This is a genomic window from Polynucleobacter kasalickyi (genome assembly GCF_900176405.1).
Taxonomy (GTDB): domain Bacteria; phylum Pseudomonadota; class Gammaproteobacteria; order Burkholderiales; family Burkholderiaceae; genus Polynucleobacter; species Polynucleobacter kasalickyi.
Genome location: NZ_FWXJ01000001.1, coordinates 69,337 through 93,577, shown reverse-complemented (window position 1 = coordinate 93,577; position 24,241 = coordinate 69,337). Strand labels below are relative to the sequence as shown.

Sequence of the window (24,241 nt, the reverse complement as noted above, 5' to 3'; positions counted from 1 at the left end):
CTTATTTTTTTTCAGCGGGACTGCGTTCTAAAAATGCTGCTACAGCGTCATGGTGGTCCTGAGTTGTATAACATAATCCTTGAGCAAGACTGCCCTGACTGAATATTTGCTCTGCTTGTGATTCATAGGTACGGTTGATAATCCCTTTAGTGAGTGCAATCGCAGCTTCTGAACCAACACTTAATTCTTTTGCCCATCCTACTGCTTGGGATAATAAATCTTGTGCCGGTACGATGCGATCGGTGATACCCAATGCTAAGGCTTCATTCGCTGGCACTTTTTTTCCCGTAAATAATAATTCTTTCGCCTTTGCCAAACTGACTCTGCGCGGTAAAAAGTACATACCACCACCATCTGGAATAATGCCACGCAAAATATAAGACCAAGCAAATAAGGCAGAATCAGCAGACATCACAAAATCACAAGAAAGTGCTAAGTCTGCCCCAAGTCCCATGGCTGGGCCGTTGACTGCAGCAATGGTTGGTTTGGGCATATTCATGAGCGCACTGACTGTCGAACCAACATATTGTTGACGGGTCCAGCCATTAAAGCCCATTTCACCAATCGGTGCATTCATTCTTTGTTTCATGCCGTTGATATCACCACCAGCGCAAAATCCTTTACCAGCCCCAGTAACAACTAATGCACGCACAGTACGGTCATACGTAATCTGATTTAATAACTCTAAATACTGGGCACGCATCGCATCAGAAAAAGCATTCATTTTTTCTGGTCGGTTCAAGGTCAAAATACCAATATTGTCTTCAATAGTGAATAAGACTTCAGGTTGCTTTGTTTCTGCTGACTGTAATTTAACTTCCATGATATTTTCCGATTTAATCTAATTTAATTTTGGCGTTTTGAATAATTTTTTGCCAACGAGCTTCTTCACTTGCAACATATTGACCAAAACTTTCTGGGCTACCAGGTTTTGCCATTAAACCCTCTTCTGAGAGTCGTGTCGAAAAGTAATTCGTTTTTGTGGCTTGTAAAACTGCTTTATTTAAACGCTCTACTACCTCTTTGGGAGTTCCTACCGGGGCAAATATGCCATACCAACTTTCCATATAGTAATCTTTCACACCTGCCTCAATCATGGTTGGTGTTTTAGGCCAACTCGTAGAACGTTCTTTGGTAGTCACCGCTAGCGCTTTTAATTTACCACCGCCTACTAAATTCGCTGCAGCCGAAGCTGTCGCAAAACTCATACTGACTTGACCGCCCAGCACATCCGTAATTGCCTGACTAGCACCCTTATAGGGGATATGAACCATCTCGACCTGCGCTAAGCTCGTAAATAATTCACCTGCCAAGTGAGCTGAAGTGCCATTGCCTTGGGAAGCATAAGTTAATTTCCCTGGATTTTTTTTAGCGTAAGCAATCACATCTGCTACCGACTTGAACTCACTGTTGGGTAAGACCACTAATACATTCGGCGAGTTACCCACCATCGCTACCGGGATTAAATCACGGCTCGCGTTATAGGGTAAATTTTTGATCAAGCTAGGATTCACGGCTTGTGCGAAAGTAGCAACAATCAAGGTATAGCCATCTGCTGGACTTTTCACTACATAATCTGTGCCGATGACTGTTCCAGCCCCTGGTTTGTTTTCTACAATCACCGATTGATTTAAATCCCTAGACATCCCTTCTGCTACCGTTCTAGCGACCAAATCGGTCCCACCACCAGGTGAGAACGGCACGATTAACTTAATTGGTTTTTCTGGATAAGTGGCATTCGCTACGGCAGCAATACTGAGGATACTCAGGAAGACAATTTGTAAACGATGACTAAAAAGTTTTATCATTCTTGAAGACTCCAATAGGCAGTAAGGCTCTCAACCAATTCCTTCTCTCCCTGCCAAATCAACTCACTCAACTTGCTGACAGCATTCACGCCAACTCTGCCAATGGATAGTTCGGTAAATTTTTCTACTAGTTCAATATCAGTTAATGGATCATCTGGATCACCGTGTCGCGTCTGTTGATGATGTTCAAAAACCTGCCCGGATGTCATCTCAATTCGAACTTTTGCACTACGTACTTTAGGGAACAAACTGGTAATTTGTGGGTCGACAGTGAAATTAATTTTGTCCTCTAATTGCTGAATGACTGCATTACCCAACTGCTCTTGGGTAAAGGCTTTTTCTCGGACAGCGCCAAGGATCATGCCACAAGCAACCGTATGGGTCAGACTAAATTTTGCTTCAAAAGGGGTTTGTGGATGGCGATAAGCGCAGACATCCGCTGACGCTTGATAAACAGCCAAATCAATTTTTTTCACCGCTGCGGAATCAATTTGATAGGTTCTTGTCAAATACTGGGCACCATCAATCGCCGGAAAAGTATGACCACAACAACCGTGATTTTTAAACGTCATTTGCGTAATATTAAAGACCTCTCCGAGGCCATTAAACACATCTTCCCAGCGAGGATTTTGTGACATTGCGGCGCCAAAGCCTGCTGCACCTTCTAATAAGTCTGGAGTGCCAGTCATGCCAGCAAATGCACCATAAGCAGCGTTTAAACCCACTTCCGCTGCATGTCCAGCATGCAGGGGCTTGGTCATCGAATCACTTCGAAATGCTTGTTGTAAACCACTGGCAAAAGTTCCTGCCGTCGCCATGGCATGCATGGATTGCTCTGCCGACAGGCCTAATAAACTACTACAGGCGGCCGCGGCACCAAACACGCCAACAGTGCCAGTGGTATGAAAATATTTGTAATGACTTGGCTGAATCACCTCAGCAATCCGGGTGGATACTTCATACCCAACCACAATCGCTTTCAGTAAAGCTTCTAGGTTTAATCCTTGTTGGGTGGCGCACACCCAAGCTGCAGAAATCGTTGGACAAGCTGGATGGTAAGCACCATTTCGATAAATGTCATCGAACTCGGCGATATGGGCAATCGAACCATTTAAGAAAGCGGCAGCTCTTGGCGTCGTTTTTAAATTCGTCCCAGCTACCGCACACTGACCAAAGCCTAATTCAGGTTGATACGAGGCGATCAATTTTTGTGCCACATCACTATTAGAACCTGCAATCAAGGCACCTTGCCAATCGAGTAAGGCTCTTCTTGCTGCATGTAACACATCGTCTGCTAAAGGTTGCGCAGTTGCTGATTCAATATACTCACCAAAGGTGGATAGTAGGGTTTTCATAGGGCTCTTTAATGGTGAATGATGGATAGGCTTATTCAGGCTTTGCTCCAGAGGAGCGCACAATCGGCGCCCAAGTTTCATATTCTGTTCTGACAAATTTAGTAAATTCTTGAACATTCATCGCAATGGGCTCAGCCCCTTCATTAATCAATTTATCTTTGGTTTTTTTGGACATTAAAATGTCGACAATCTGTTGATTTAGCATCTTTAGATTTTCAGGGGATGTGCCATGCGGAGCAAATACTCCAAACCAAGAACCGGCGGCCATATTGATGCCAGATTCCAGCATGGTTGGCACTTCAGGTAAAGTGACATAGCGTTTTTTAATCGAGATGCCAAGTGGTCGGACTTGACCGCCTTTAATGAGGGCGGCAACTGAGGGCAAGGTGGCGAACATGTAGTCGAGTCTACCAGCGATTAAATCCCTTACTGCTTCAGCACCCTTATAAGGAATATGCGTGGCATTAATCCCGCTTTGTTGACTAAACATAAAACCGGTCATGTGCGAGGCGGTACCGATGCCCGTTGAACCATAATTCACTTTGTTCGGATTGGCACGACCATAATCAATTAACTCTTTAACAGAGTTAATTTTTGAACTAGCGGGCACAATCAACACATTAGGCACTTCAGCAAGTAAAGCCACTGGGTCTAAATCTGTTAAGGGATTCACTGCCAGATTTTTAAATAAGGTAGGATTCACTGAAATCGGACCACTCGAGTTGACTAACAAGGTATAGCCATCAGGTGCTGACTTCCCAACAATTTCTGTACCCAAGTTACCTGCAGCGCCCGGTCTATTTTCGACGATAACGGGTACTTTCAAACGTTGGGTCAATTGGTTAGCAACTTCCCGAGCCAAAATATCTGTCGTGCCACCAGCGGTAAATGACACAATCATTTTGATGGGGCGTGTCGGGTAGGTTTCGGTCTGCGCAGTGGCAAGTTTCTGCACATGAGCGAACATCAGGCATCCGAAAGCAGCAACTTTCAATAAATTGATAAGATTTAGCTTAGACAATATTTTCATTCTTATTCCAGTGAGTAATCGGTTAAGTAAGTATCTGGTTTTTTAAGCTTTAGGCTTTGAAGGTCTTTGGTCAAATCGCATTTCTAAAACCTCTTCAGCAATCCGATTTTTTAGAATCTCAATCGATCCCCCTGCAATCATCCAACCACGGGTTCTTCTGACACAATATTCCACCAAGTTTTCTTGGCTATATCCAGAGGCTCCCATAATTTGTAAAGCTTCATTGGCAACCCAAAAGCCTGTTTCGTTACAAATCAGTTTCGCCATGGCAGTTTCATAAGGTGAAGGCAGGCCACTATCAGCATTTAATGCGGCTTTGTAAAGCAATAACTGTGCGGCTTCTAATTTTGTTGCCATCTCGGCAAATTTCCATTGAATTCCTTGAAATTCAGCAATTTTTCGAGAAAATTGACTACGCGTTTTAGCATACTCTTTCGCTTGTAAGAAAGCGTATCTACCGAGGGCTAATGAACGCGAGGCGTTACCAATCCGTTCCACATTAAAGCCACTAATTTGTTTTTTAAAGCCACCAGGACCGAGCAGTACATTGTTGTCAGGGACAAAGCAATCAGAGAAATAGAGTTGTGACCAACGCTCACCACTCATAAAGCTGGACGGTTGACCAATTTCAAAGCCAGGAGAGTCACGCTCAATCAACATCGAACCAATTCCGTCGAGGCCTGGGCCATAACGTAAATAAATTAAAAATACTTTAGCATCTGGACTATGGGTTGAAAACACCTTACTACCGTTCACCAAATAGCCACCTTCTACTTTTTTTGCATTGGTAGTCAGTTCAGTCACCGCAGAACCAGCATCTGGCTCCGTCATCCCTAAGGATATGACTGCCTTTCCAGCTAAGAGGTCTGGTAAGTAACGTTCTTTTTGGTCTTCTGTAGCATATTCTGCAAAACTACGAATCGGACCAAAGTTACCGGCTTGGACAATATCAGCACTCTTTGGACAATATAAAGCGATGGTTTGTATCGCTATCACCGCATCCATTAAGCTACCGCCAATACCACCATCAGCCTCTTTTAAAGTAATTCCTAACAGACCTTGCTGACTGAGTAATTCTGCAATCTCCCAAGGATAGTCAGGGCTATGATTTCTGTTTAAAGCATCGGGGGCTAACTTTTCACGACCTAGTTTGTGTAGTGCGTCAGCAAAAGCAATTTGTTCTGATGAAAGTTGGAAATCCATGTCTTTTTGCCTTTTAATATAGTTATTTATTTTATTAATCTTGTAGTATTTTAAATCATGGCAAAATAGGCTGAAAATTAATGATGTCAACTTCAATAAGCGGCAAAATTTCTTTTTTCTTTCTTTTTTTATTGGGTTAACTATTTATTATGAAAATTATTATTCCTGAAGACTACCAAGATTGCGTTCGCCATCTTCACTGTTTTTCAATGTTAAAAGATCATGAGGTAGTCATCCTGAATCAACCTCTTAAAAATTTAGAAGAAAGAGTTGCTGCTTTATCCTCTGCTGACGCATTAGTGCTCATTCGTGAACGTACTCGCATGACCAAAGAACTTATTGAACGATTACCCAATCTCAAACTGATTTCACAAGTAGGTAAAGCCAATGCTCATATTGATTTAGCCGCGTGTAAAGCTGCAGGTATTGCGATTGGCGAAGGCGAAGGTTCCGGTGCAGCGACTGCAGAACTAACCATTGCTTTAATCTTAGCGGCTAAAAGAAATATCGTATCCGAAGTCAATCGCCTGCAAAGTGGTCAATGGCAAGGTTCGATTGGTGAACAAATTCGCGGAAAAACGGTGGGTATTCTTGGACTTGGAAAAATCGGTACGCAAGTCGCCAAAATTCTTGATGCCTTTGGTGCACATATTTTAGTTTGGGGTAGAGAAGGATCATTACAACAAGCTGCGACTCTGGGTTATGAGAGCGCTAAAAGTCGTGAAGAGTTTTTTAGTCGTTCTGATATTTTGACCGTTCACATCCGATCTAATCCACAAACACGTGGCATGATCAAGGCATCTGATCTTGCCCTAATGAAACCAACTAGCCTTTTTGTTAACACTAGTAGAGCTGAACTCATCGAACCGGGTGCATTAGTTACTGCTCTTCAAAATAATCGCCCAGGTTTTGCTGCAATCGATGTGTATGAACAAGAATTAGAACCTGTTCTGGATGCGCAACATCCATTACTTCATTTGCCGAATACGCTCTGCACGCCACATTTGGGCTACGTAGAGAAAGACAATTACGAAGCCTATTTAGGTACTGCTTTTGAAAATATTATTAAATTTGTGAATGGTCAAACTAGCCACTTAAAAGATTTAAGTACTTTTTAGATGTTTAAGGCGTTTGCCATTCAGTAGATGACGCTGGCAGTAACTCCAATTTAATTTTTGTTCGTCATTGTCTGTTGAATTTACCAGGCAATGACTCATTTCAAAGCCAGCGCAGTGACTTCTTCGAGTAAACCTTCCCCATCAATGCACTTAATAAATGGTTAGCATAAAACCATTTATTCACAACCAATATTGCACTAATTATGTGCAATCTGCACCGATTTACGTTTTTTATTTCCCTATAATGATGCAATAAATCACAAGGAGGAGTAAATGGAAGACATAAAAACAGGCATTGATGCTTTATTCATATTACTTGGCGCCACCATGGTGCTTGCCATGCATGCTGGATTTGCATTCTTAGAATTAGGAACTGTTCGAAAAAAGAATCAAGTCAATGCATTAGTCAAAATTTTGGTTGATTTTTCAGTATCGACTATTGCTTATTTTTTCATTGGCTACAGCATTGCATATGGCGTGGATTTTTTCGCGAGTACTGAAGTTCTAGCTCAGAAAAATGGTTACGAACTAGTGAAGTTTTTCTTTTTACTGACTTTTGCGGCGGCTATTCCAGCAATTATTTCTGGTGGAATTGCGGAGAGAGCCAAGTTTAATCCTCAGTTAATCGCAACGTTTATTTTGGTTGGGTTTGTCTATCCTTTTTTTGAGGGAATAGCATGGAATCAACATTACGGTATTCAAGCCTGGATCAAGGCGTTTACTGGCGAAGAGTTTCATGACTTTGCAGGCTCTGTGGTAGTTCATGCAGTCGGCGGCTGGATTGCTCTCCCTGCAATCATTCTTCTCGGCGCACGTCGTGGTCGTTATAACAAAGACGGACAAATATCCGCACACCCACCATCAAGCATCCCATTTCTTGCTTTGGGAGCGTGGACGCTGGCAGTTGGTTGGTTTGGGTTTAACGTAATGAGCGCACAAACTATCGATAAGATTAGCGGCTTAGTTGCCATGAATTCATTGATGGCAATGGTGGGCGGCACTTTAGCAGCATGGGTCATTGGTAAGAATGATCCCGGCTTTACCTATAACGGCCCATTAGCTGGATTAGTGGCTGTTTGTGCAGGCTCTGATTTAATGCATCCCCTAGGTGCGTTATTTGTAGGCTTAGTGGCTGGAGGCTTATTTGTCTACATGTTCACCCTAGTACAAAATCGTTGGAAAATTGATGATGTACTAGGTGTTTGGCCACTGCATGGCTTATGCGGTCTGTGGGGCGGATTGGCGGCCGGTATATTTGGTGCCAAAGCTTTAGGCGGCATGGGTGGAGTGACATTCATGGGGCAACTCATTGGTAGCCTACTAGGTGTCGGTATCGCCCTCATTGGTGGAGTGATTGTCTATGGTGGTCTTAAGCTATTCTTAGGGATTCGTCTTTCACAAGAAGAAGAATTTGAAGGGGCTGATTTAAGCATCCATAAAATCTCTTCAACGCCAGATCGCGAACCAAACTGGTAAGCTGACCTAATCAAATCAAACAGCTAGCGCAAAATTTAGTAATTTGCGCTAGCTGTTTTTACATTGCAACATTCAGCCTTTAAATAATAGAAATGAACGCCAACTAATCCAGATTGCTATTTAAAAAAATCAACTAGTTGACTGACGAAATCGACGTTCAAGTTCTTCCCTCTGAAGTTGGAATTTCACCGGATTCTTTAACTTCAAACTCTTCAAATTTTTCAACTTCCATTTGATGGCAGGCATTTCCTGAAGATGAGCAAATGGAAGAAGCGACCAATCTGGCGTCGCCATGACTAAAGATAGTAAGAAATTTCTATGATTGTACGTTAAGGCTTGAGGAAGTTCTGTTATCAGTTTAGTCTGTATTCTCTTCAACTGTTCCACATTAATTGGCTCAGAAGTCATACCCACAAACTCATTTTTAAACGTCTCTTCTATTGGCTGAGCATTAGCGAACAAAACTTCATGAACTGGCCTATTGTGCCCAGCAAGATAGGCCACAAAGCAGTCTAAAATTCCTGATGATAGTCCATGACTTTCGTACATCTTTAGCACATCGAATAAATCACGGGGATGCTGCCTGTCCATCGCCGCTACTAATTTACTACCATAGAGTTCAGAGGTTGAAAGAACTGGAAGAAGGATATTTCTTGAAAATAACTTTTGTGTTTTTGTTGATAGGGAAAGATTTTGCAACGGCAGTACTGTGCCACGAAAAACAAAATTAACTTCTATTTTCACTTCTACTTCAGCGTTTGAGATGATAATCTTTACCTCATCTCCACTATGCATTTTTCTAATCGTTGCTTGGTAACCCATTTCTATAATAGCTAACTCAATACGGTTAAGTTCCTGAGCAATTTCATCAAGTGCGGCATCTCTATCAAGCTGATGATCAATAAAAACAACATCAATATCCACCGATAACCTAGGGATATCTTGGATGAAAAGGTTTAGGGCCGTCCCACCTTTCAGAGCGAATCGAGGAGTTTGAAATACTATAGGTGCAACATCCAACAGTAAATTAACCGTTTGTACATAAGTTAAGTTCATTTTTTTAAGTGAAGAATTTTTTTATCTCGAGTAACAGCAATCCAACGACTATTACTGCCAAGTCGATCGTTATGCTTTCGTGCAATTTCAAGCCATGGTAAGTCGAACTCCTCTGCAACTATTTTTGCTAGTCGTACCACCTTGACCCGAGTTGTATGTGCTAATAAAGTTTCTAGAACATCAGGACGCAAATGAAAAACACTTTCTACTAGATTCATTGTTTCTTCCAGCGATTGAAGTTTTCCTGTATCGCTGAAAAGTTCCAGTAATGCCCTTTCTGGAACTGAGACTAGTACTTTCTGATTCCCATCTGGCAATGGCGCAAGACCAAACCCCGCTGGCAGTGTATCGTCAAAGATTTTTGTAGATTGATAGGAAACATTAAAGATGTCAGTAAACCATTTAGGTAGTCTTCCAGTTTTTAATCCCCAAAGATGAATTTTCTCTTGATATGCAAGGTTGTGACGAATTCCACGCCTAGCTAATGCCGTTCTTCCCCCAATATGCAGTTCTGGAATATCGAGTGCCAAAAGGACTAGCGTCTTATTTAAGTCAAGCTTTGCATTAGGAATTTGGTAGACACCTCGCCCAAGCCTCTTGAGCCACCCCGACTCAGCCAGCCTAGCGGCACCTGACGAGTTCAAACCCAAAGTCTGCAAGTCGATTACACCGTAAGGTGAATCCATCTCGAGTTGACTAAGCAGTGATTTGATTGAAATATTTCTTGAAATTCGCATTTAACCTTAACTATCGCAAATATTTCAAACAATTGCAAGAGTAGGGTTATAAATGGATTGTGATATTACTGCAGAATCGATTTGAAATTTTTCCTTCACATCGATTTCAAATAGAAAGCTTAGTTGTTAGAGTGTAAGGATTACATATTAAAGTAATCCTATCGGGATTCAACATCCCCAAAAAATTAACATTAGAAGCTTCGGCTTCATCAATATAAATTACCTATCTTTAAAATCGAAGCTTGTTAACTAAAGGTTAATATATCACTCTGAACCAACACTCATCTTTTTACCCAGGCGTACTTCAACCGCATTTTTGAGTAAAGAAGCAGAACGATAAATACCATGGGCAAATTTACCGTAAGGCATCATCAAGAAAAAGCCCATCACAAAGCCCAAATGCAATGCTAACAAAATCCCCATGTATTGGGTTTCACGCAACGCTAACAAGCCAAGGCCCGTAACACTAATCATCAGAAGTAACATGATGAAACCGCGATCCATTGGCTTTTGTGCAGCATCGCCGTGCAATGGGTGACGTTTCAGGTTGAGATAGAGCAGGCCAATCGGCCCAATAATTAAACCGATACCACCTAAAGTACCAAGAATGACTGGTAAGCTCGTATAAGAATAAGGCGCTTCCCAACCTAATAAATAATGAAATAAGGTGGCAACACTCGTCGCCGCAAAGCACAACATAAATCCATAGAAGGTGACATGATGGAGGTGTTTGCGAGCTAGTGAAAAAGCATCATCAGCTTCATTACAACCGGCTTGATGACCACCGCCTAAATTTTTGAGTGTCAATGTATCGCGCAACGCATCCACGGTGGCTTTCGGTGGAATTGGATCAGTGGAGATTTCTCCCCAAAAGTTTTTGACACCCATCCCCAAACAAAATACCATCGCAACAAAGACAATACCAAAAGTCAAGGCTAAGCTGTTATGCGGGAAAATTGCATAAAAGTTGCCGTTAGGCGAGCTCGTCCACAAGCTTTGATTGACTTGCATGAGAGCGATCAAGAAAATCCCAATCGCAATCGATACAATCAAAGACAAAGAAAGGCCGGCTTTTTTATAGAGCACACCTAAGGGTCTAGGCCAAGCAAAATCTGTATAAGTTTCTAAGCGAACTTTCGCCATTGCTTGCGGAATATTAACGCCAAATTCATTCGGTGGCGCATATTGGCAAGCATGTAAACAAGCACCACAGTTATGGCATAGGTTGGCCATAAAGTGAATATCTTTCACGCTAAAGTCCAGACGTCTGGTCATCGATTGAAAGGTTGCGCAAAAACCTTCGCAGTAGCGGCAGGCATTACAAATTTGTAAAACACGATGCACTTCAGCGACGTTTTCACTCCCTTGAGCGAGTCTCGATGCCTCGGCGATCAAGCCATTTAAATTAGGGCTTGTTGAAGTTGGGTTACTCTGCACTTGCATATTCATCCTCTTTAATAGCTAGGTTTAATGCACGCGCCGCACTTTGACCTGCCATCCTACCAAAAATTGTTCCAATCGACATACCAATACCAGCGGTATATCCTTTACCTAATACATTGCCTGCCATGATTTCACCAGCAGCGAATAAATTCGAGCTAGGTTTACCATCAAAGAATACTGCTACCGTCTCATCCGTTTTTAAACCTAGGTAAGTAAAAGTAATGCCGGGACGCAGAGGATACGCATAGAAAGGACCTTGATCAATTGGCAAGGCCCAGTGCGTCTTCTCAGGAGTTGCTCCCTCGGTATGACAATCATCTAAGACATTGTGATCAAACGTACCTACCTTACAAGCCGCATTGTATTCATCAATCGTGGCTCTCAAGACCAATGGGTCGAGATTGATTTGCGCGGCAATTTCTTCAATCGTATTGCCTTTAATTGCCGGAAAGACAGGAGGCATAAAGCGGCCAATTGCTTTCGAATCGATAATTGAGTAAGCAATTTGACCTTGCTGCAAGGCGACCAAGCGTCCCCAAATAGCATAACGCTTCGGCCAAAAATCTTCACCCTCATCATAAAAACGCTTGGCAAATTGATTCACGACGACGCCTAAAGAAACACAATCTAAACGCGTACAAATTCCACCATCGTACAAAGGAGAGCGGGCATCAATCGCCACGCAGTGACCTTGCGTCGGATCACCAATCGAATCGGCTCCAGCATCGAGTAAGAACTTCAAAATCGTACCGCGGTTATATTTCGTGCCACGGATTAAGAAATTATCTGCGGGCCACTCACCATTTGGGTTCTGCCCCCAGGCTTCACGCAACCACTCACGATTGGACTCAAAACCACCACAGGCTAAAACACAGACCTTCGCTTCAATTCGTTCGCCGCTCTCTAAAATGACAGCTTTAAACTCAGTACCCTCTAAATCGATGGATTTTACAGGCGCTTCGTAGCGAATTTGAATACCCAATTTGTCAGCGCTACGATAAAAAGCATTCACCAGCGCTTTGCCGCCACCCATAAAAAATGCATTTGTTCTAGCTACATGCAAGGTGCCTGACAAAGATGCCTGAAAATGCACGCCATGCATTTTCATCCACGTACGTACACTGGCAGTTCCTCGAATGATCATCCGAGCCAACTTTTCATTGGTGAGACCACCCGTTACTTTTAACAAGTCTTGCCAGTATTCTTCTTCGGGATAAGCTTCCACGAGAACGTCCTGGGGCGCATCATGCATACAACGTAAATTACGTGTGTGCACTGAGTTACCACCACGCCATTCAGGCGGTGCAGCTTCTAGAATCATTACTGAAGCACCAGCTTCTCTTGCAGTAATCGCAGCACAAAGTGCGGCATTACCACCACCAACCACTAAAACATCAACCATAAGTCTTCCGTGTTGTATTTATCTTTATTAATCAATTGATCAATTTTATCATTTTACGAATGGACACGAAGATGCCGGATAAATCGTAATGATTTTGTTTGAGAAAGGCCTTTCTAGAGCCCTTCTCTCTGCGCAAACAGGGGGTTAGCTAAGATCTTTTTGCTCACCACCATGGTCATGCGTGTGCGGATGTTGATGGGTTGGGTCGACCCAATAGACATTTTCAGGTACTTCAACCGGTGGAATGTCTAAATTCACCACCACTGCTTCATTATCGCTCCGGACTAGCACACATTCGAGCGCTTCATCGGTACTGGCATTAATCTCTTGATGTGGCACATAAGGCGGAACGTAAATGAAATCTCCCGCACTTGCTTCTGCCGTGAACTGTAATTGATCGCCCCAACGCATTCTGGCTTTGCCTTTGACGATATAGATCACACTTTCCAAAGCCCCATGGTGATGGGCACCTGTTTTGGCATTGGGATGGATGGTTACTGTACCGGCCCATAATTTTTGCGCACCTACACGGGCTAAGTTGATCGCAGCAGCACGGTTCATGCCAGGGGTTTGCGCAGTATTCGTATCGAGTTGATTACCTGGTACGACACGCACACCATCATGCTTCCAATCGGTTACTTGCTGAGGTTCTGAGTTAATCTGGGTCATTTTAGAAAGACTTTCGATGGTTATTTATAAAAAATTGAGCATATTACGTCACAAATCTTAGTTTATCTAAAAAGATCGCTCAACACGAATCACTATGATCATATCCGGCTTTCTGGTAGCCTGCGTTAAAGCCAAGGGTAAATCCTTCAACTTGTGCCAATGTCCCAAGTATCGAACCTCTTTAAATGTGGCGTTAATAAAGGGCTTCAAAGCCTCGGTAAAAGAATCACCAACAACCCAAATATATTTGTCAGACAGAGGCTTTTTATTCGTCACTATCGTAGCAGAACCCATCGTCGATTTTTGCTCATCCGGGATTTCTTGTTCGGTCAGTGATAAGGTGTTTTTCCATACAATGTCCCAGTTATCCTCTGGATGTAAGGGGAAGTTATTTAATTTTGCAATCCCAATTAAATCTCCACTCCGGGGGGTGCTATTGATAAAATCGACCATGGGAGATGGTGTTCCCAGTAATTTTGAAAATCCTTGATAAGCTAAAAAAGCGCCCTTATTATTCCAGTGGGTATCCGTCATCCAGTACAAAATTCCCTCTGTCTTTTTAAAGGCAATCAAATCTTCAGTTGGGTCGTAAACGATGAGGTTAGGGGTTTGCCTTAACGGATCCAAAAAGAAATTGAGATATCTTTTTTTCGATGGAATGATATCGTCTGGTAAATACTCAGAATACACACTCGATTTATTAGGCCCGACTAGCAGGGCGACCTGGGTATTAAATTCAGCCGCCTTTTTTGCAACATTGATAATGTTTTGATTACTTTCGTCAATCATACTGCTGTCAGGTACGGTTACAAGCTCTAATTTATCGACCGTTCTCTCAAAGGAATTGCCAAGAAATAACCAATCGGCTTTACCTTTATACCAAGCATCAGAAAATCCAAATCGTTGTTTAAAGGCCTTTCTCTTCACCAATAATTGTTCATACGTATGGGAAGTAGATAAATCGCTGCGACTGATGGCAAAGCCAGCAAGCCCGATGACAACAATGCAACCGCAAAGAATGGTGACTTTAACGTGGTTTCGCATCGGACCAAATCTAAACGGTTTTTCGACAATTTTTAGGGTCAGCCAAGCCAGTAAAAATGAACTACAAACTGCGATGAGCCGAAACTCCACACTAGGTGTTTCGTTGTAAATAATTCGACCATATGAAAGGATGGGCCAATGCCAAAGATAGAGAGGAAAACTCACTAAGCCAACCCAAACCAATAATTTATTAGATAAGATGGTTCGGTTCACCCAAGCACTTGGACCTCCTAAGATAATAAGAGCGGCACCTAAAACAGGGATTAACGCCCACTGACCTGGAAAACTGAATGACTTCTCTATTTTCCAAAACCCATAGACCAATAAAAGTAAACCGAGGTTAGAGGATAAGTTAGATGCTTTTTTAACCAGCTCAAGCCATCTCTCCTTAGGTAGATTGTTTCTATTCAAAAAGTTTAAGTTCATTGAATAAGCTGATATCCACGCTAACAGACTGCCAACCATTAGTTCCCAAAACCTAGTTTGTGGCGAGTAAAAAGTTGCGGTGGGGTCGACTTTTACGCCTTTTACGCTGAGCACAAAAGAAAGCGTGGCGCCTATCGCAATCATAAAGATTAAACTGAACTTACTACGCCAGGTAAGCCATAACAGTAATGGCCAAACAATATAAAACTGTTCCTCAATACCTAAACTCCAAAGGTGCAGCAATGGTTTGGTTTCGGCAGAATTATCAAAATAACCAGCCTCACTCCAAAGAACTAAGTTCGAAATAAAACTTGCGCCTGCTGCGGTATGTTTACCTAATTGGTTCAATTCATCAGCTAATAGTGCAAACCAACCAAACACCAGACAACTGATCAAGACTACGGCCAAGCTTGGAAAGATTCGTTTAATCCGTCGAGAATAAAAATCAACAAAACTAAAAGTATCATTTTGTAAATTTTCTAAAACAATATTAGAAATAAGAAAACCTGAAATCACAAAAAAAATATCTACGCCAATAAATCCACTACCAATAAAGTTGGGAAAGCCATGGAAGATGACAACGGCTAAAACCGCAATGGCTCTTAAACCATCAATATCTGAACGATATTTTGTTGCGGCAGGAGCAAGTGGATTTGATGGATGAATACGGTGCATGATTAGGTCTATTTACATGGATAAAGTAGGATTCCTCAAAACCGGAATGCAATTTAGAATTTAGAACAAGGTTCATTATATTTGTATTAACCTGTTTTTTAGCTAAGCATTGTTTTTTCAGCCAAGCAGACGTCTGCATCCAGTAAATTTGAAGAGGATGAGAGGAAAGCTACCGATAACCATGAAGAAACTGATAGCATGCCAACAACAAAGTGTTCTTTTAAAAACGATTACTCAAGAAGCAGTAATATCACCTATTGCTAAAATTGAGTAATTCGCTTTAGATTAAGGTATTGTCTTCATCATCTTCATTTCCGAGGTTTCTGTGTTCAAAAATTTATTTACATCTGCCCTACTCTCTATTTCTCTTCTCGGCAGCACTACTGCATTTGGGCAAAATAATGAAGATAAAAATTGGCCAAGTAAGCCGATTCGTTGGGTCGTCCCCTACGCCCCTGGTGGACTCAGTGATACCTCCACGCGCATTATTACCAAAAAAATTGCAGAAAACACGGGTTGGACCATCGTTATTGAAAATAAACCCGGAGCAAATGCGCTCATTGGTTCAGAATTTGTAGCGAAAGCACCAGCCGATGGTTATAACTTCGTTACGGTACTTGCCGCCCACTCGGTCAATCCAACCCTTTATGCCGGCACCTTAAATTTTGACCCACTGAAAAGTCTCACCCCCGTTAGTTTGATTGGTATTACACCTCTATTAATCACAGTGAATAACAATCTACCTGTGAAGGACGTCAAAGAATTGGTCGCCTACGCCAAGGCGAATCCCGGAAAAATTACTTATGGATCCTCTGGGATTGGTGCTGCCGCCCATATGGCAACTGAGCTACTGAAATTAACAACGGATATTGATATGGTGCATGCACCTTATAAAGGTTCTGCATTAGCGTTGCAAGATTTGATTGGCAATAATATTCAGGTATTCATTGATACGGCTCCAACCCTCATGCCACAGGTACGTAACGGTCGCATTCGGGCCATTGCGGTGATGTCCAATAAACGGATTCCTGGCGCAAGTGAAGTGCCAACGATGCTAGAAGCGGGTGGCCCCGATATTGAATCTTCAACATGGTCAATGATTCTCACGACTGCAGGTACGCCTAAGGAAATTGTGCAAAGGGTTGCGCTGGAAACTCAAAAAGCCGTGAACTCCCCTGATATTAAAGCGCGCTTTGATGCTCTGGGACTTGAAGGGGTGGGAAGTAATCCGCAAGACAGCGCAAAATTTTTAAACGATGAAGTTGTAAAAATGGCGAAAATTATCAAGTCAAAAAATATCAAACCTGAATAATCCCTGATAAAAATCAGTGCATCCTCTGCCCATCTCAATGATGCACTGAATGAGATCACTCTAGTTCATTTGAGCGACAACACATTCCGTTAAACTAGATTAATGAATACAACTACTTCGCCTTCAACACCACCAAACCCTACAGCCCCACCCAAGCTGTCTTTAAATGCTCTAAAAATTGCTGGATTTAGATGGCATCTGCTGACCTTTATGCTCGTCATGATGGCGGACAATGTAGAACATGTGATCAGCTATTGGATGATCTTTCAGAAATTTCACTCCCCTGAATTAGGTGGTTTTGCGGTTTTCTCTCATTGGCTGCCTTTTTTATTGTTCTCAGTACCCGCAGGTGCTTTAGCAGATCGTTTCGATCCGAGAAGATTGATTCAAATTGGTGTCAGCTTATTTATTATTTGTTCGGCAGGTTGGGCGTATTTATTTATCACCGATACCGTTGAAGTCTGGAGTGCGATGACCCTCTTGGTCTTACACGGTTTCTCAGGGGTCTTTTGGCTGATTATTAGTCAAATTTTGTTGTACGACATTGTTGATCCTCAAACACTACCAAGCGCTATCCGTATTCTGGCAACCGGTCGCTATTTAGGCTTATTGATTGGTCCTGCAGTGGGTGGATTTTTTATGCTCACGGCGGGTCCTAAGTACGGACTACTGTGGAATATCCTCATTTATTTACCGGCCCTCATTTGGTTAATGAGCGCTCCTTATGGCCCCAAGTATCGTATTGGTGAGCCGCCCATGAAAAGAGCCGTGAAAGGTCTTTCCGATATTATTCAAACCATTAAAGATGTGAAGCCCATCAAGCCGATTGCCATCATGATCTTATTGTGTTGTTTTACCTCCCTACTCGTCGGGAATAGTTATCAAGCACAAATGCCGGCCTTTGCCGAAGGCCTAGGACATGGCAACCCCGGTGTTTTATATAGCCTCTTACTGGCTGCTGATGCAGGGGGAGCACTGTTTGCTGGGATCTTACTTGAGAGTCGCGGTTTATTAAAGCCACATCCTAGGACTGCGCTGTTATTGGCTCTGGCATGGTGTGCAACTTTATTTAGTTTTGCCGTCAACGGCCATTACTTACTAGCCATCTTATTGCTCTTCATGTGTGGTTTCTTTGAATTATCTTTTAACTCCATGGCCCAGTCGATTGTACAAACGAATGCGCCGACGGCGATTCGTGGGCGTGTGATTGGACTGTTTAATATGGCTTCGATGGGACTACGAATTGGTTCGGGAGTAACGGTCGGCGTGGTCGGTGGCTGGATTGGCATCCACTTCTCCTTAGGCATAGCAACCCTGTCACTGATGGCGGTAATCGTGTACTTACTGTATCGCCACCAGCTCTTGAATGCCATCACTAGTCAAAAATAATAGCGCTCTTTACTGCCTAAATCCTTCACTTAAAATACTAGGTCGATTCTGTAAATACGGCGTTGCTTGTTGCCAAGCATAGCCTAAATGCAGCAAGTCTAATTCAGCTTGTGGTTTACCAATGAGCTGAAAGCCAATGGGCAAACCATGCAAACTACCGGCCGGAATCGCTAGCACTGGTAACCCCGCCATGGTTGGCCCTATCACTACCTCCATCCAACGATGGTAGGTATCCATCGTTTTACCAGCGATGTTTTTTGGCCAGTCCATCGCTGTATCAAACGGCATCACTTGCGCAGCAGGTAATAACAAATAATCATACTGTCCAAATAATTGGGTAATAGCACGGTACCAATTGGATCTTTTTACCGAGGCTTGGTAAACATCTACAGCAGAATATTGGAGCGACTGTTCAATTTCCCAAATCGCTTCTGGTTTCATCAGCTCGCGATTGGCTGGTGTTTGATACAAACTACCGAGTTTGCCACCCGTAATGAAGGCGCGCAGGACTAACCAGCACTCCCACAATTGTTCCAAAGGAAAGTTCACTTGGGCTGGCTCGACTTGCACCTGCAGATCTTTAAAATAGGAGAAAGAAGCCTCTAAGGCATCGAGTAAGCCCTCTTCCATGGGTAAATAATTTTGATAATTCCCCAGCCAAGCAATTTTTTTTCCAGCAACCGAAGTTTCTAAATTCCCTGTAAATACTTTCGGATCCTCAGTGAGCGATAAGGGCACACGCGCATCATAGCCTGATTGAATGGATAACAGCATTGCTAAATCCTGCACATTTCTTGCCATCGGCCCTTCCGTAGAAAAATGATCATAAAATAATTCTGGACTGATTGCTGGCACCCGCCCACGTGAGGGACGCATCCCATAGACATTATTCCAAGCGGCGGGATTGCGTAAAGAACCACCAAAATCACTACCATCAGCTACTGGCAACATATTTAAAGCCAAACTCACCGCGGCACCGCCACTACTGCCACCCGCTGATTTTGTCAAATCATAGGCATTGAGGGTGGTCCCAAACAGCTTATTGTAGGTATGAGAACCTAAGCCAAACTCTGGCACATTAGTTTTGCCAATCAAAATAGCGCCACTTTGCCGTAATCGTTCTACCATTAAAGAGTCGGATAGATTCGTTTGATTTTTTAACAAGGGTGAACCTAAAGTAGTGGCAATTCCTTTGGTTGCCGTTAAATCTTTGGGGGCCATAGGTAAGCCATGTAAGCAACCAAAATATCTTCCCCTGGCCAACTCTTGATCTTTTTCTTGGGCCTGCTGGAGTAACGACTCACTGTCGACCGCAGATACAATCGCATTCACCTGGGGGTTGAAGCGGTCAATTTGGGCAAGGTAGGCTTGCATCACCTCAACACAAGAGAGGTTTTTATTGGCAATCTGTACGGATAAATCAACGGCACTCAGTTGAGTAATTGGGCTTTGTGGCATAAGATAATGACTATATTCAGGTTAATGAAATTTAATTCTTATCATTTTTAACATAATTATTAAGAAACATTAAAATAAGAGTTCATTTTTATAAATACTTCCATTGAACACAACCGATCAAACTTCCGCCATCACGATACAACAAGAACGTTGGTGGATGCCATTAAAAAATCATGTGTTCTTTATGCTTTGGCTCGCATGGATGACTTCCAACATTTGTATGTGGATGAACGATGTCGCAGCCTCTTGGATGATGACCACATTATCCAAGTCGGCCACATTAGTCGCACTCATCCAGACGGCATCTAATTTACCCGTCTTCTTATTAGGCATCCCGAGTGGTGCTTTTGCTGATATTCTGAACCGAAAAAATTATTTTGTTGTTACCCAAATTTGGATAGCTCTCAATGCGGCTCTTTTATGCTTTTTGACCTTTACGGATTCTTTGAATGCCTCCTTACTCCTATTTTTGACTTTTACGAACGGTATTGGGCTCGCCATGCGTTGGCCTGTTTTCGCCGCCATTGTGCCAGATTTGGTCGGACGTGAACAATTACCTGCAGCGCTTGCACTGAATGCAGTTGCCATGAATGCCTCACGGATTATTGGTCCACTAGTCGCTGGGGCCTTAATCGCTAGTGCAGGAACAGAGTATGTATTTGCACTCAATATGATTTTGTCGCTTGGTTGTACTTTTTTAATCATGCGCTGGAAATATCAATCGAATATTTCCTCCTTACCGGGTGAGCGGTTTTTTGGTGCCATGCGCGTTGGGATTCAATACGTAAAATCATCCATGCGAATGCGCGCCGTGTTGATTCGTATTTTCTTATTTTTCGTCCAGTCTTCTGCCCTACTTGCTTTACTGCCCGTGATCGCTAAAGATCACTTTAACGGGAATGCCCAAACCTTTACGATTATGTTGTCCTGCTTAGGCATAGGTGCTATCTTCTCGGCCTCACAATTACCCAAACTGCGACGTCGTTATGACCGTAACCAGTTAGTATCATTTGGGCAAATTTTGCAAGCAGCCACTTCGATTGGCGTAGTACTTGTTCCAAACGTTTGGTTCTCGGCACCGATTATGATGCTCAGTGGTGCTTCATGGATTATTACCGCTAACTCGATCTCTATTTCTGCCCAGTTAGCCTTACCAAGTTGGATTCGAGCACGTGGTATGTCTATTTTTCAGATGTCACTCATGGGTGGTAGTGCTCTGGGCGCAGCTGTTTGGGGCAAACTGGCTGAGCATACTTCGGTTACTACGGCCGTTATCACTGGCTCCGCCTTTGGCATCATTTCGGTCTTGTTTACCAATCACCTTAAACTCGAAGGGGGTAATGAAGAAGACTTAACCCCGGTTTGTCCGATTGAGCATCCGATGCCAGATCGTGATATTGAGCATACTGCTGGCCCAGTGATGATTTCCGTGGAGTATCAAATTAATCCTAAGGATATGTTTGAATTTCAGACTGTGATGAAAAAATCTCGGGATGCGCGCTTAAGACAAGGTGCTGTCTCATGGAGTTTCTTTGAAGATGCCGAGCAAGAAGGAAAGTGTTTGGAGTACTTTATTTTCGAAACATGGGCAGACTACTTAAGGCGCTTTGATCGCTTCACGACCAATGATTTAAATTTACAAGATGAGCGATTTAGCTTTCATAGGGCTAAAACCCCACCTAAAGTGACCCGCCGCGTCGCAGCTCCTCTGCATCATTAAGCGCTCTAGTTAGCCTTAATTGCCATTATCTGTTTTACGATTTACCTGCATGGTCAAGTTTGCTAATTGACGATCATGCCATTGCTCACTTTTCTGAAGATGCTCTAAGACCCCTTGCTGGTCTTGTGGTTGCCGGTTCTGACTGACTTTATATTTGCCGACGATGTGATCCACGGCAATTTCGAGTCCACACAGGACGCGCATCATGCCCTCGGTATATTCAGCCGGCGCGTCGGACATCTCCCAGGTCGAATTACGTGTTGGTTCTTGTTGATTTGTGAGTTGCGTCAAGTGTTGGGTTAACCATTCTGGATCTTGAGTGATCCGTAAGCGCCCCGTAACATGCACAACGGTATAGTTCCAGGTAGGTACCACCTTGCCATGCTCTTTTTTAGAAGGATACCAACTGGGCGTAATGTAAGCATCGGGCCCCTGAAAGGCGACTAAAACGGGTAACTCAGCGCTTACCTCAGTGGGTGTCGATGATCGCTGCAACCACTGCTGTACTTGCGCAAATAAGGGATTTACTTTAGGAATATGGGCCTGTAAACAATTGCTAGCCAAGTCATAATAAAACGGTAAGTGATTCATTTGGGGCAACCCGTCTAAAGCGGTTGCTAAAGTACCAAAGGGATACTCCTGGATATGGGCTTGCAACAACTGAATATCCTGCTGCGCAAAATGACCGGGCTGATACATCGTGAAGAATTATTTCTCTGGAAATGGCAATGGTTTTCCTGCGGGAATCGGCTCTTCACCTAGGCTAAGTAACATGGCAACCGTCACGTAGGTGCCAGTTACAGCAATTAAATCCACTAATTGTTGCTCACCGAGTATTTCTTTTGCCTGAGCAAATAACTCATCACTAATTTGATGATTTTGACACATCTGCATACAAACATCGTAAGCAATTGCCTCATCGGCTTGCATATTTCTAGGACGAATATTGGCTTTCAAATCATCTGCGACCGATTGCGCTAAGCCGGCTTTTAAAGCGAGTGGATAATGCGCATACCACTCTACTTGGGAGGTCCAGATTCTGGCCTGAATGAGAATCGCAAACTCGTTAATTCGTGTCGATATAGACGAATTAAAGCGTAAATAATCGAGCAAGCTTTTCATGCGCTGTGCAAACACCGGACTTCTCAACATAACGTTATAAGGTCCACCTAAACCTACGCTAGAAATCGCTAAGATTTCTTTACCGAGCTCCTGAGCGGCAGGATCGAGTTGTTCAAGGGAAAGCTGTGGAAATCGTTTGGTTTTGCTCATCGGGAAACCCATCTTGTATTCGTTAAGGGATGGCTCTATCTTATCAAAAGTAATTTCGTGCTTGCCGAATTATTGAGACAACCGCCTTGCAATCTCTAAAACCAAGATTAGAGCCACTTAATTTTCTTGAAGCGCCAATACAGCAATGAGCAGCCCCCAAAAATAATCAACAGCGCTGTTGGATATCCCAATTGCCAGTGTAATTCAGGCATCTTTTCAAAGTTCATTCCCCAAATACCAGCAAAACTGGTAGCTAGTCCAAAAATTCCAGCCCATGCAGCTAAGCGCTTAGTGATTTCCGTCTCATCAATGGTTACGAGTGACAAATTCACTTGTACTGTCATCGAAATCGAATCTTCAATGGACTCCAATAAATCAATAATTCTCGCTAAGTGGTCATTCAAATCTCTAAAATATTCGTTGAGATGGGCCTGAGCGAGGACGACTGGGATTCTGCCACCATTAAAGTGACTAAATTTTTCTCGCAGCGGAACACTCGCATGCTTCAAGGTGGAAACTTTGCGTTTTAAGTAATAAAGACGCTCGATATTTTGACGGCCCTTACTTTTCATGAAAATTTCAGCTTCAATTTCCTCAAGTTCAGAGCGTAAATCTTCCATGACGTCAAAATACTCATCCACCACATAATCGACTAATGCATACAACACATAGGCTGGACCTAAGGCGAGTAAATGAGGTTCTTGCTCACATCTAGCCCGAACGCCTAACAGTGGTTTGTCACTACCCGAGCGAACCGAAAGAATGAAATTGGGCCCGGTAAAAATATCCAGTTCACCAACCTTCAAGTTTTTATTGGGTAACACCGTCACGATTTGGGCTACTGAAAAAATAACCTCACCATATTCTTCCGTTTTAGGCCGTTGATGACCATGCACAACATCTTGAATAGCTAAATCATGTAATTTGAATTCTGTTTGCATCACCGATAATTCTTCAATCGATGGTTCAAATAAAGCTACCCAGACAAAGACTTCTGGCTTTGCTAAATAATCACTAATTTGATCAATGGGCATCTCAGCAATCTTGTAGCCATTTTGATATGCAACACAATTAATTAACATCGTCGCCTTTTTCAATAAAATATAAGATGAGTTTAACGAATTCAGATAGAACTTGGTGAATACAATCCCTAGGTTGTTTTTACACAATAAAAAAGGAGTTCAGTAATTGAACTCCTTTTTATTTGCGTTCGTCGAAGCACTGTTTTAATGAGACTCGACCAGAGCGCAACGAGGCAACATCAAATGAACCGATGTCTTAAGCCTTTGGTGCAAATGCGCTACACCAACCTTTACCAGCGACTTGCTTACCAGCAAAAATCTGACAGCCACCAGCAGCGGATCCAGCAGCACCTTTGTACAGTGCACAACCACTACAAAATTGAGTAGCAGCATGTTTTGGATATTTTGCTTTATCAACTTTTGAACTATCAGCCTTGTAACCAAGTCCAATAGCTTGTGGATCAGTTTCAGCAACCATTGGGTCTGCAGCAAATGTTTGACCAGCAGTAGCAGCAGCTAAACCAGTTGCAGAAAAAATCATAAATTGACGACGACTTGTTTTCATTAGGATTACCTTTCAAGGTTAAATTAGACAACATTGTAAGGATAATAGAAATATTTTGTTC

The 24,241-nt window shown here is 42.8% G+C and carries 21 protein-coding genes; 5 read left to right on the top strand and 16 right to left on the bottom strand.

Annotated elements, in window-relative coordinates; translation table 11 throughout:
* Position 1: 1 nt before the first annotated feature.
* From B8983_RS00450 to B8983_RS00430, 5 genes are read right to left on the bottom strand one after another with little or no spacing between them, the layout of a single operon-like run.
* Positions 2 to 823: an enoyl-CoA hydratase/isomerase family protein gene (locus B8983_RS00450; RefSeq protein WP_084281891.1), complete on the bottom strand. Its 822-nt coding sequence runs from the start codon at positions 821 to 823 to the stop codon at positions 2 to 4.
* Between the two features lie 13 nt (positions 824 to 836).
* Positions 837 to 1,808 carry a tripartite tricarboxylate transporter substrate binding protein gene (locus B8983_RS00445; RefSeq protein ID WP_084281890.1) on the bottom strand — a complete coding sequence of 324 codons (972 nt, stop codon included), beginning with the start codon at positions 1,806 to 1,808 and terminating at the stop codon, positions 837 to 839.
* Positions 1,805 to 3,163 (bottom strand): MmgE/PrpD family protein, encoded by a 1,359-nt coding sequence (locus B8983_RS00440; RefSeq protein WP_084281889.1) that lies wholly within the window; start codon positions 3,161 to 3,163, stop codon positions 1,805 to 1,807. The genes B8983_RS00445 and B8983_RS00440 overlap by 4 nt, the downstream gene beginning before the upstream one ends.
* A 31-nt stretch (positions 3,164 to 3,194) precedes the next feature.
* The gene (locus B8983_RS00435; protein WP_234986826.1) at positions 3,195 to 4,193 is read right to left on the bottom strand and encodes a Bug family tripartite tricarboxylate transporter substrate binding protein; all 999 of its coding nucleotides are present in this window, start codon (positions 4,191 to 4,193) and stop codon (positions 3,195 to 3,197) included.
* Between the two features lie 42 nt (positions 4,194 to 4,235).
* Positions 4,236 to 5,396: an acyl-CoA dehydrogenase family protein gene (locus tag B8983_RS00430; protein WP_084281888.1), complete on the bottom strand. Its 1,161-nt coding sequence runs from the start codon at positions 5,394 to 5,396 to the stop codon at positions 4,236 to 4,238.
* 149 nt (positions 5,397 to 5,545) lie between these two features.
* Here B8983_RS00430 and B8983_RS00425 point away from each other — a divergent pair, with 149 nt between their 5' ends.
* Complete coding sequence (locus B8983_RS00425) at positions 5,546 to 6,514, top strand: D-2-hydroxyacid dehydrogenase family protein (RefSeq protein WP_084281887.1); 969 nt, start codon at positions 5,546 to 5,548, stop codon at positions 6,512 to 6,514.
* 273 nt (positions 6,515 to 6,787) lie between these two features.
* A complete protein-coding gene (locus B8983_RS00420; protein WP_084281886.1) occupies positions 6,788 to 7,990 on the top strand; it encodes an ammonium transporter in 1,203 nt (400 codons plus the stop codon).
* A gap of 129 nt (positions 7,991 to 8,119) precedes the next feature.
* Here B8983_RS00420 and B8983_RS00415 read toward each other — a convergent pair whose 3' ends face one another.
* The 6 genes from B8983_RS00415 to B8983_RS00390 form a co-directional block, all read right to left on the bottom strand.
* Positions 8,120 to 9,046 (bottom strand): nucleotidyl transferase AbiEii/AbiGii toxin family protein, encoded by a 927-nt coding sequence (locus B8983_RS00415; protein WP_084281885.1) that lies wholly within the window; start codon positions 9,044 to 9,046, stop codon positions 8,120 to 8,122.
* Positions 9,043 to 9,783, bottom strand: coding sequence for a type IV toxin-antitoxin system AbiEi family antitoxin domain-containing protein (locus B8983_RS00410; RefSeq protein WP_084281884.1), 741 nt, complete (start codon positions 9,781 to 9,783; stop codon positions 9,043 to 9,045). Before B8983_RS00410 ends, B8983_RS00415 begins: the two co-directional genes overlap by 4 nt.
* 264 nt (positions 9,784 to 10,047) lie before the next feature.
* On the bottom strand, positions 10,048 to 11,226 hold the full coding sequence (tcuB, locus tag B8983_RS00405; protein ID WP_143736049.1) for a tricarballylate utilization 4Fe-4S protein TcuB: 1,179 nt from the start codon (positions 11,224 to 11,226) through the stop codon (positions 10,048 to 10,050).
* Positions 11,210 to 12,628: an FAD-dependent tricarballylate dehydrogenase TcuA gene (tcuA, locus tag B8983_RS00400; protein WP_084281882.1), complete on the bottom strand. Its 1,419-nt coding sequence runs from the start codon at positions 12,626 to 12,628 to the stop codon at positions 11,210 to 11,212. Before tcuA ends, tcuB begins: the two co-directional genes overlap by 17 nt.
* Positions 12,629 to 12,772: 144 nt before the next feature.
* Positions 12,773 to 13,297 (bottom strand): cupin domain-containing protein, encoded by a 525-nt coding sequence (locus tag B8983_RS00395; RefSeq protein ID WP_084281881.1) that lies wholly within the window; start codon positions 13,295 to 13,297, stop codon positions 12,773 to 12,775.
* A 66-nt stretch (positions 13,298 to 13,363) separates the two neighbouring features.
* Entirely contained in the window at positions 13,364 to 15,442 is a 2,079-nt protein-coding gene (locus B8983_RS00390; protein WP_084281880.1) for an acyltransferase family protein, read from the bottom strand.
* 325 nt (positions 15,443 to 15,767) lie between these two features.
* Here B8983_RS00390 and B8983_RS00385 point away from each other — a divergent pair, with 325 nt between their 5' ends.
* Positions 15,768 to 16,754 (top strand): Bug family tripartite tricarboxylate transporter substrate binding protein, encoded by a 987-nt coding sequence (locus tag B8983_RS00385; protein ID WP_159460770.1) that lies wholly within the window; start codon positions 15,768 to 15,770, stop codon positions 16,752 to 16,754.
* A gap of 102 nt (positions 16,755 to 16,856) precedes the next feature.
* Complete coding sequence (locus B8983_RS00380; RefSeq protein WP_084281878.1) at positions 16,857 to 18,143, top strand: MFS transporter; 1,287 nt, start codon at positions 16,857 to 16,859, stop codon at positions 18,141 to 18,143.
* A 9-nt stretch (positions 18,144 to 18,152) separates the two neighbouring features.
* On the opposite strand, the gene B8983_RS00375 is transcribed toward B8983_RS00380, so the two are convergent.
* On the bottom strand, positions 18,153 to 19,601 hold the full coding sequence (locus B8983_RS00375) for an amidase (protein ID WP_084281877.1): 1,449 nt from the start codon (positions 19,599 to 19,601) through the stop codon (positions 18,153 to 18,155).
* 103 nt (positions 19,602 to 19,704) lie between these two features.
* Between B8983_RS00375 and B8983_RS00370 the strand changes: the two genes are divergently transcribed.
* A complete protein-coding gene (locus B8983_RS00370; RefSeq protein ID WP_234986824.1) occupies positions 19,705 to 21,321 on the top strand; it encodes an MFS transporter in 1,617 nt (538 codons plus the stop codon).
* A 15-nt stretch (positions 21,322 to 21,336) separates the two neighbouring features.
* Here the strand turns inward: B8983_RS00370 and B8983_RS00365 are convergent, their stop codons facing one another.
* The 4 genes from B8983_RS00365 to B8983_RS00350 all read right to left on the bottom strand — a co-directional run bounded on the left by B8983_RS00365 (position 21,337) and on the right by B8983_RS00350 (position 24,180).
* The gene (locus B8983_RS00365; protein WP_084281875.1) at positions 21,337 to 22,020 is read right to left on the bottom strand and encodes an FMN-binding negative transcriptional regulator; all 684 of its coding nucleotides are present in this window, start codon (positions 22,018 to 22,020) and stop codon (positions 21,337 to 21,339) included.
* Between the two features lie 9 nt (positions 22,021 to 22,029).
* Entirely contained in the window at positions 22,030 to 22,593 is a 564-nt protein-coding gene (locus tag B8983_RS00360; protein ID WP_234986822.1) for a carboxymuconolactone decarboxylase family protein, read from the bottom strand.
* A gap of 107 nt (positions 22,594 to 22,700) precedes the next feature.
* Positions 22,701 to 23,675, bottom strand: coding sequence for a magnesium and cobalt transport protein CorA (locus tag B8983_RS00355; protein WP_084281873.1), 975 nt, complete (start codon positions 23,673 to 23,675; stop codon positions 22,701 to 22,703).
* 196 nt (positions 23,676 to 23,871) lie between these two features.
* Positions 23,872 to 24,180, bottom strand: a complete 309-nt coding sequence (locus tag B8983_RS00350; protein ID WP_084281872.1) for a high-potential iron-sulfur protein — start codon at positions 24,178 to 24,180, stop codon at positions 23,872 to 23,874.
* Positions 24,181 to 24,241 lie beyond the last annotated feature (61 nt).

Excerpts from the sequence above, each read along its gene's own strand:
- B8983_RS00445 (WP_084281890.1), bottom strand. The coding sequence starts at position 1,808 with ATGATAAAACTTTTTAGTCATCGTTTACAAATTGTCTTCCTGAGTATC.
- B8983_RS00425 (WP_084281887.1), top strand. The coding sequence starts at position 5,546 with ATGAAAATTATTATTCCTGAAGACTACCAAGATTGCGTTCGCCATCTT.
- B8983_RS00355 (WP_084281873.1), bottom strand. The coding sequence starts at position 23,675 with ATGTTAATTAATTGTGTTGCATATCAAAATGGCTACAAGATTGCTGAG.
- B8983_RS00350 (WP_084281872.1), bottom strand. The coding sequence starts at position 24,180 with ATGAAAACAAGTCGTCGTCAATTTATGATTTTTTCTGCAACTGGTTTA.
- tcuB (WP_143736049.1), bottom strand. The coding sequence starts at position 11,226 with ATGCAAGTGCAGAGTAACCCAACTTCAACAAGCCCTAATTTAAATGGC.
- B8983_RS00435 (WP_234986826.1), bottom strand. The coding sequence starts at position 4,193 with ATGAAAATATTGTCTAAGCTAAATCTTATCAATTTATTGAAAGTTGCT.
- tcuA (WP_084281882.1), bottom strand. The coding sequence starts at position 12,628 with ATGGTTGATGTTTTAGTGGTTGGTGGTGGTAATGCCGCACTTTGTGCT.
- B8983_RS00390 (WP_084281880.1), bottom strand. The coding sequence starts at position 15,442 with ATGCACCGTATTCATCCATCAAATCCACTTGCTCCTGCCGCAACAAAA.
- B8983_RS00380 (WP_084281878.1), top strand. The coding sequence starts at position 16,857 with ATGAATACAACTACTTCGCCTTCAACACCACCAAACCCTACAGCCCCA.
- B8983_RS00365 (WP_084281875.1), bottom strand. The coding sequence starts at position 22,020 with ATGTATCAGCCCGGTCATTTTGCGCAGCAGGATATTCAGTTGTTGCAA.
- B8983_RS00410 (WP_084281884.1), bottom strand. The coding sequence starts at position 9,783 with ATGCGAATTTCAAGAAATATTTCAATCAAATCACTGCTTAGTCAACTC.
- B8983_RS00440 (WP_084281889.1), bottom strand. The coding sequence starts at position 3,163 with ATGAAAACCCTACTATCCACCTTTGGTGAGTATATTGAATCAGCAACT.
- B8983_RS00450 (WP_084281891.1), bottom strand. The coding sequence starts at position 823 with ATGGAAGTTAAATTACAGTCAGCAGAAACAAAGCAACCTGAAGTCTTA.
- B8983_RS00360 (WP_234986822.1), bottom strand. The coding sequence starts at position 22,593 with ATGAGCAAAACCAAACGATTTCCACAGCTTTCCCTTGAACAACTCGAT.
- B8983_RS00430 (WP_084281888.1), bottom strand. The coding sequence starts at position 5,396 with ATGGATTTCCAACTTTCATCAGAACAAATTGCTTTTGCTGACGCACTA.
- B8983_RS00395 (WP_084281881.1), bottom strand. The coding sequence starts at position 13,297 with ATGACCCAGATTAACTCAGAACCTCAGCAAGTAACCGATTGGAAGCAT.
- B8983_RS00420 (WP_084281886.1), top strand. The coding sequence starts at position 6,788 with ATGGAAGACATAAAAACAGGCATTGATGCTTTATTCATATTACTTGGC.
- B8983_RS00415 (WP_084281885.1), bottom strand. The coding sequence starts at position 9,046 with ATGAACTTAACTTATGTACAAACGGTTAATTTACTGTTGGATGTTGCA.
- B8983_RS00375 (WP_084281877.1), bottom strand. The coding sequence starts at position 19,601 with ATGCCACAAAGCCCAATTACTCAACTGAGTGCCGTTGATTTATCCGTA.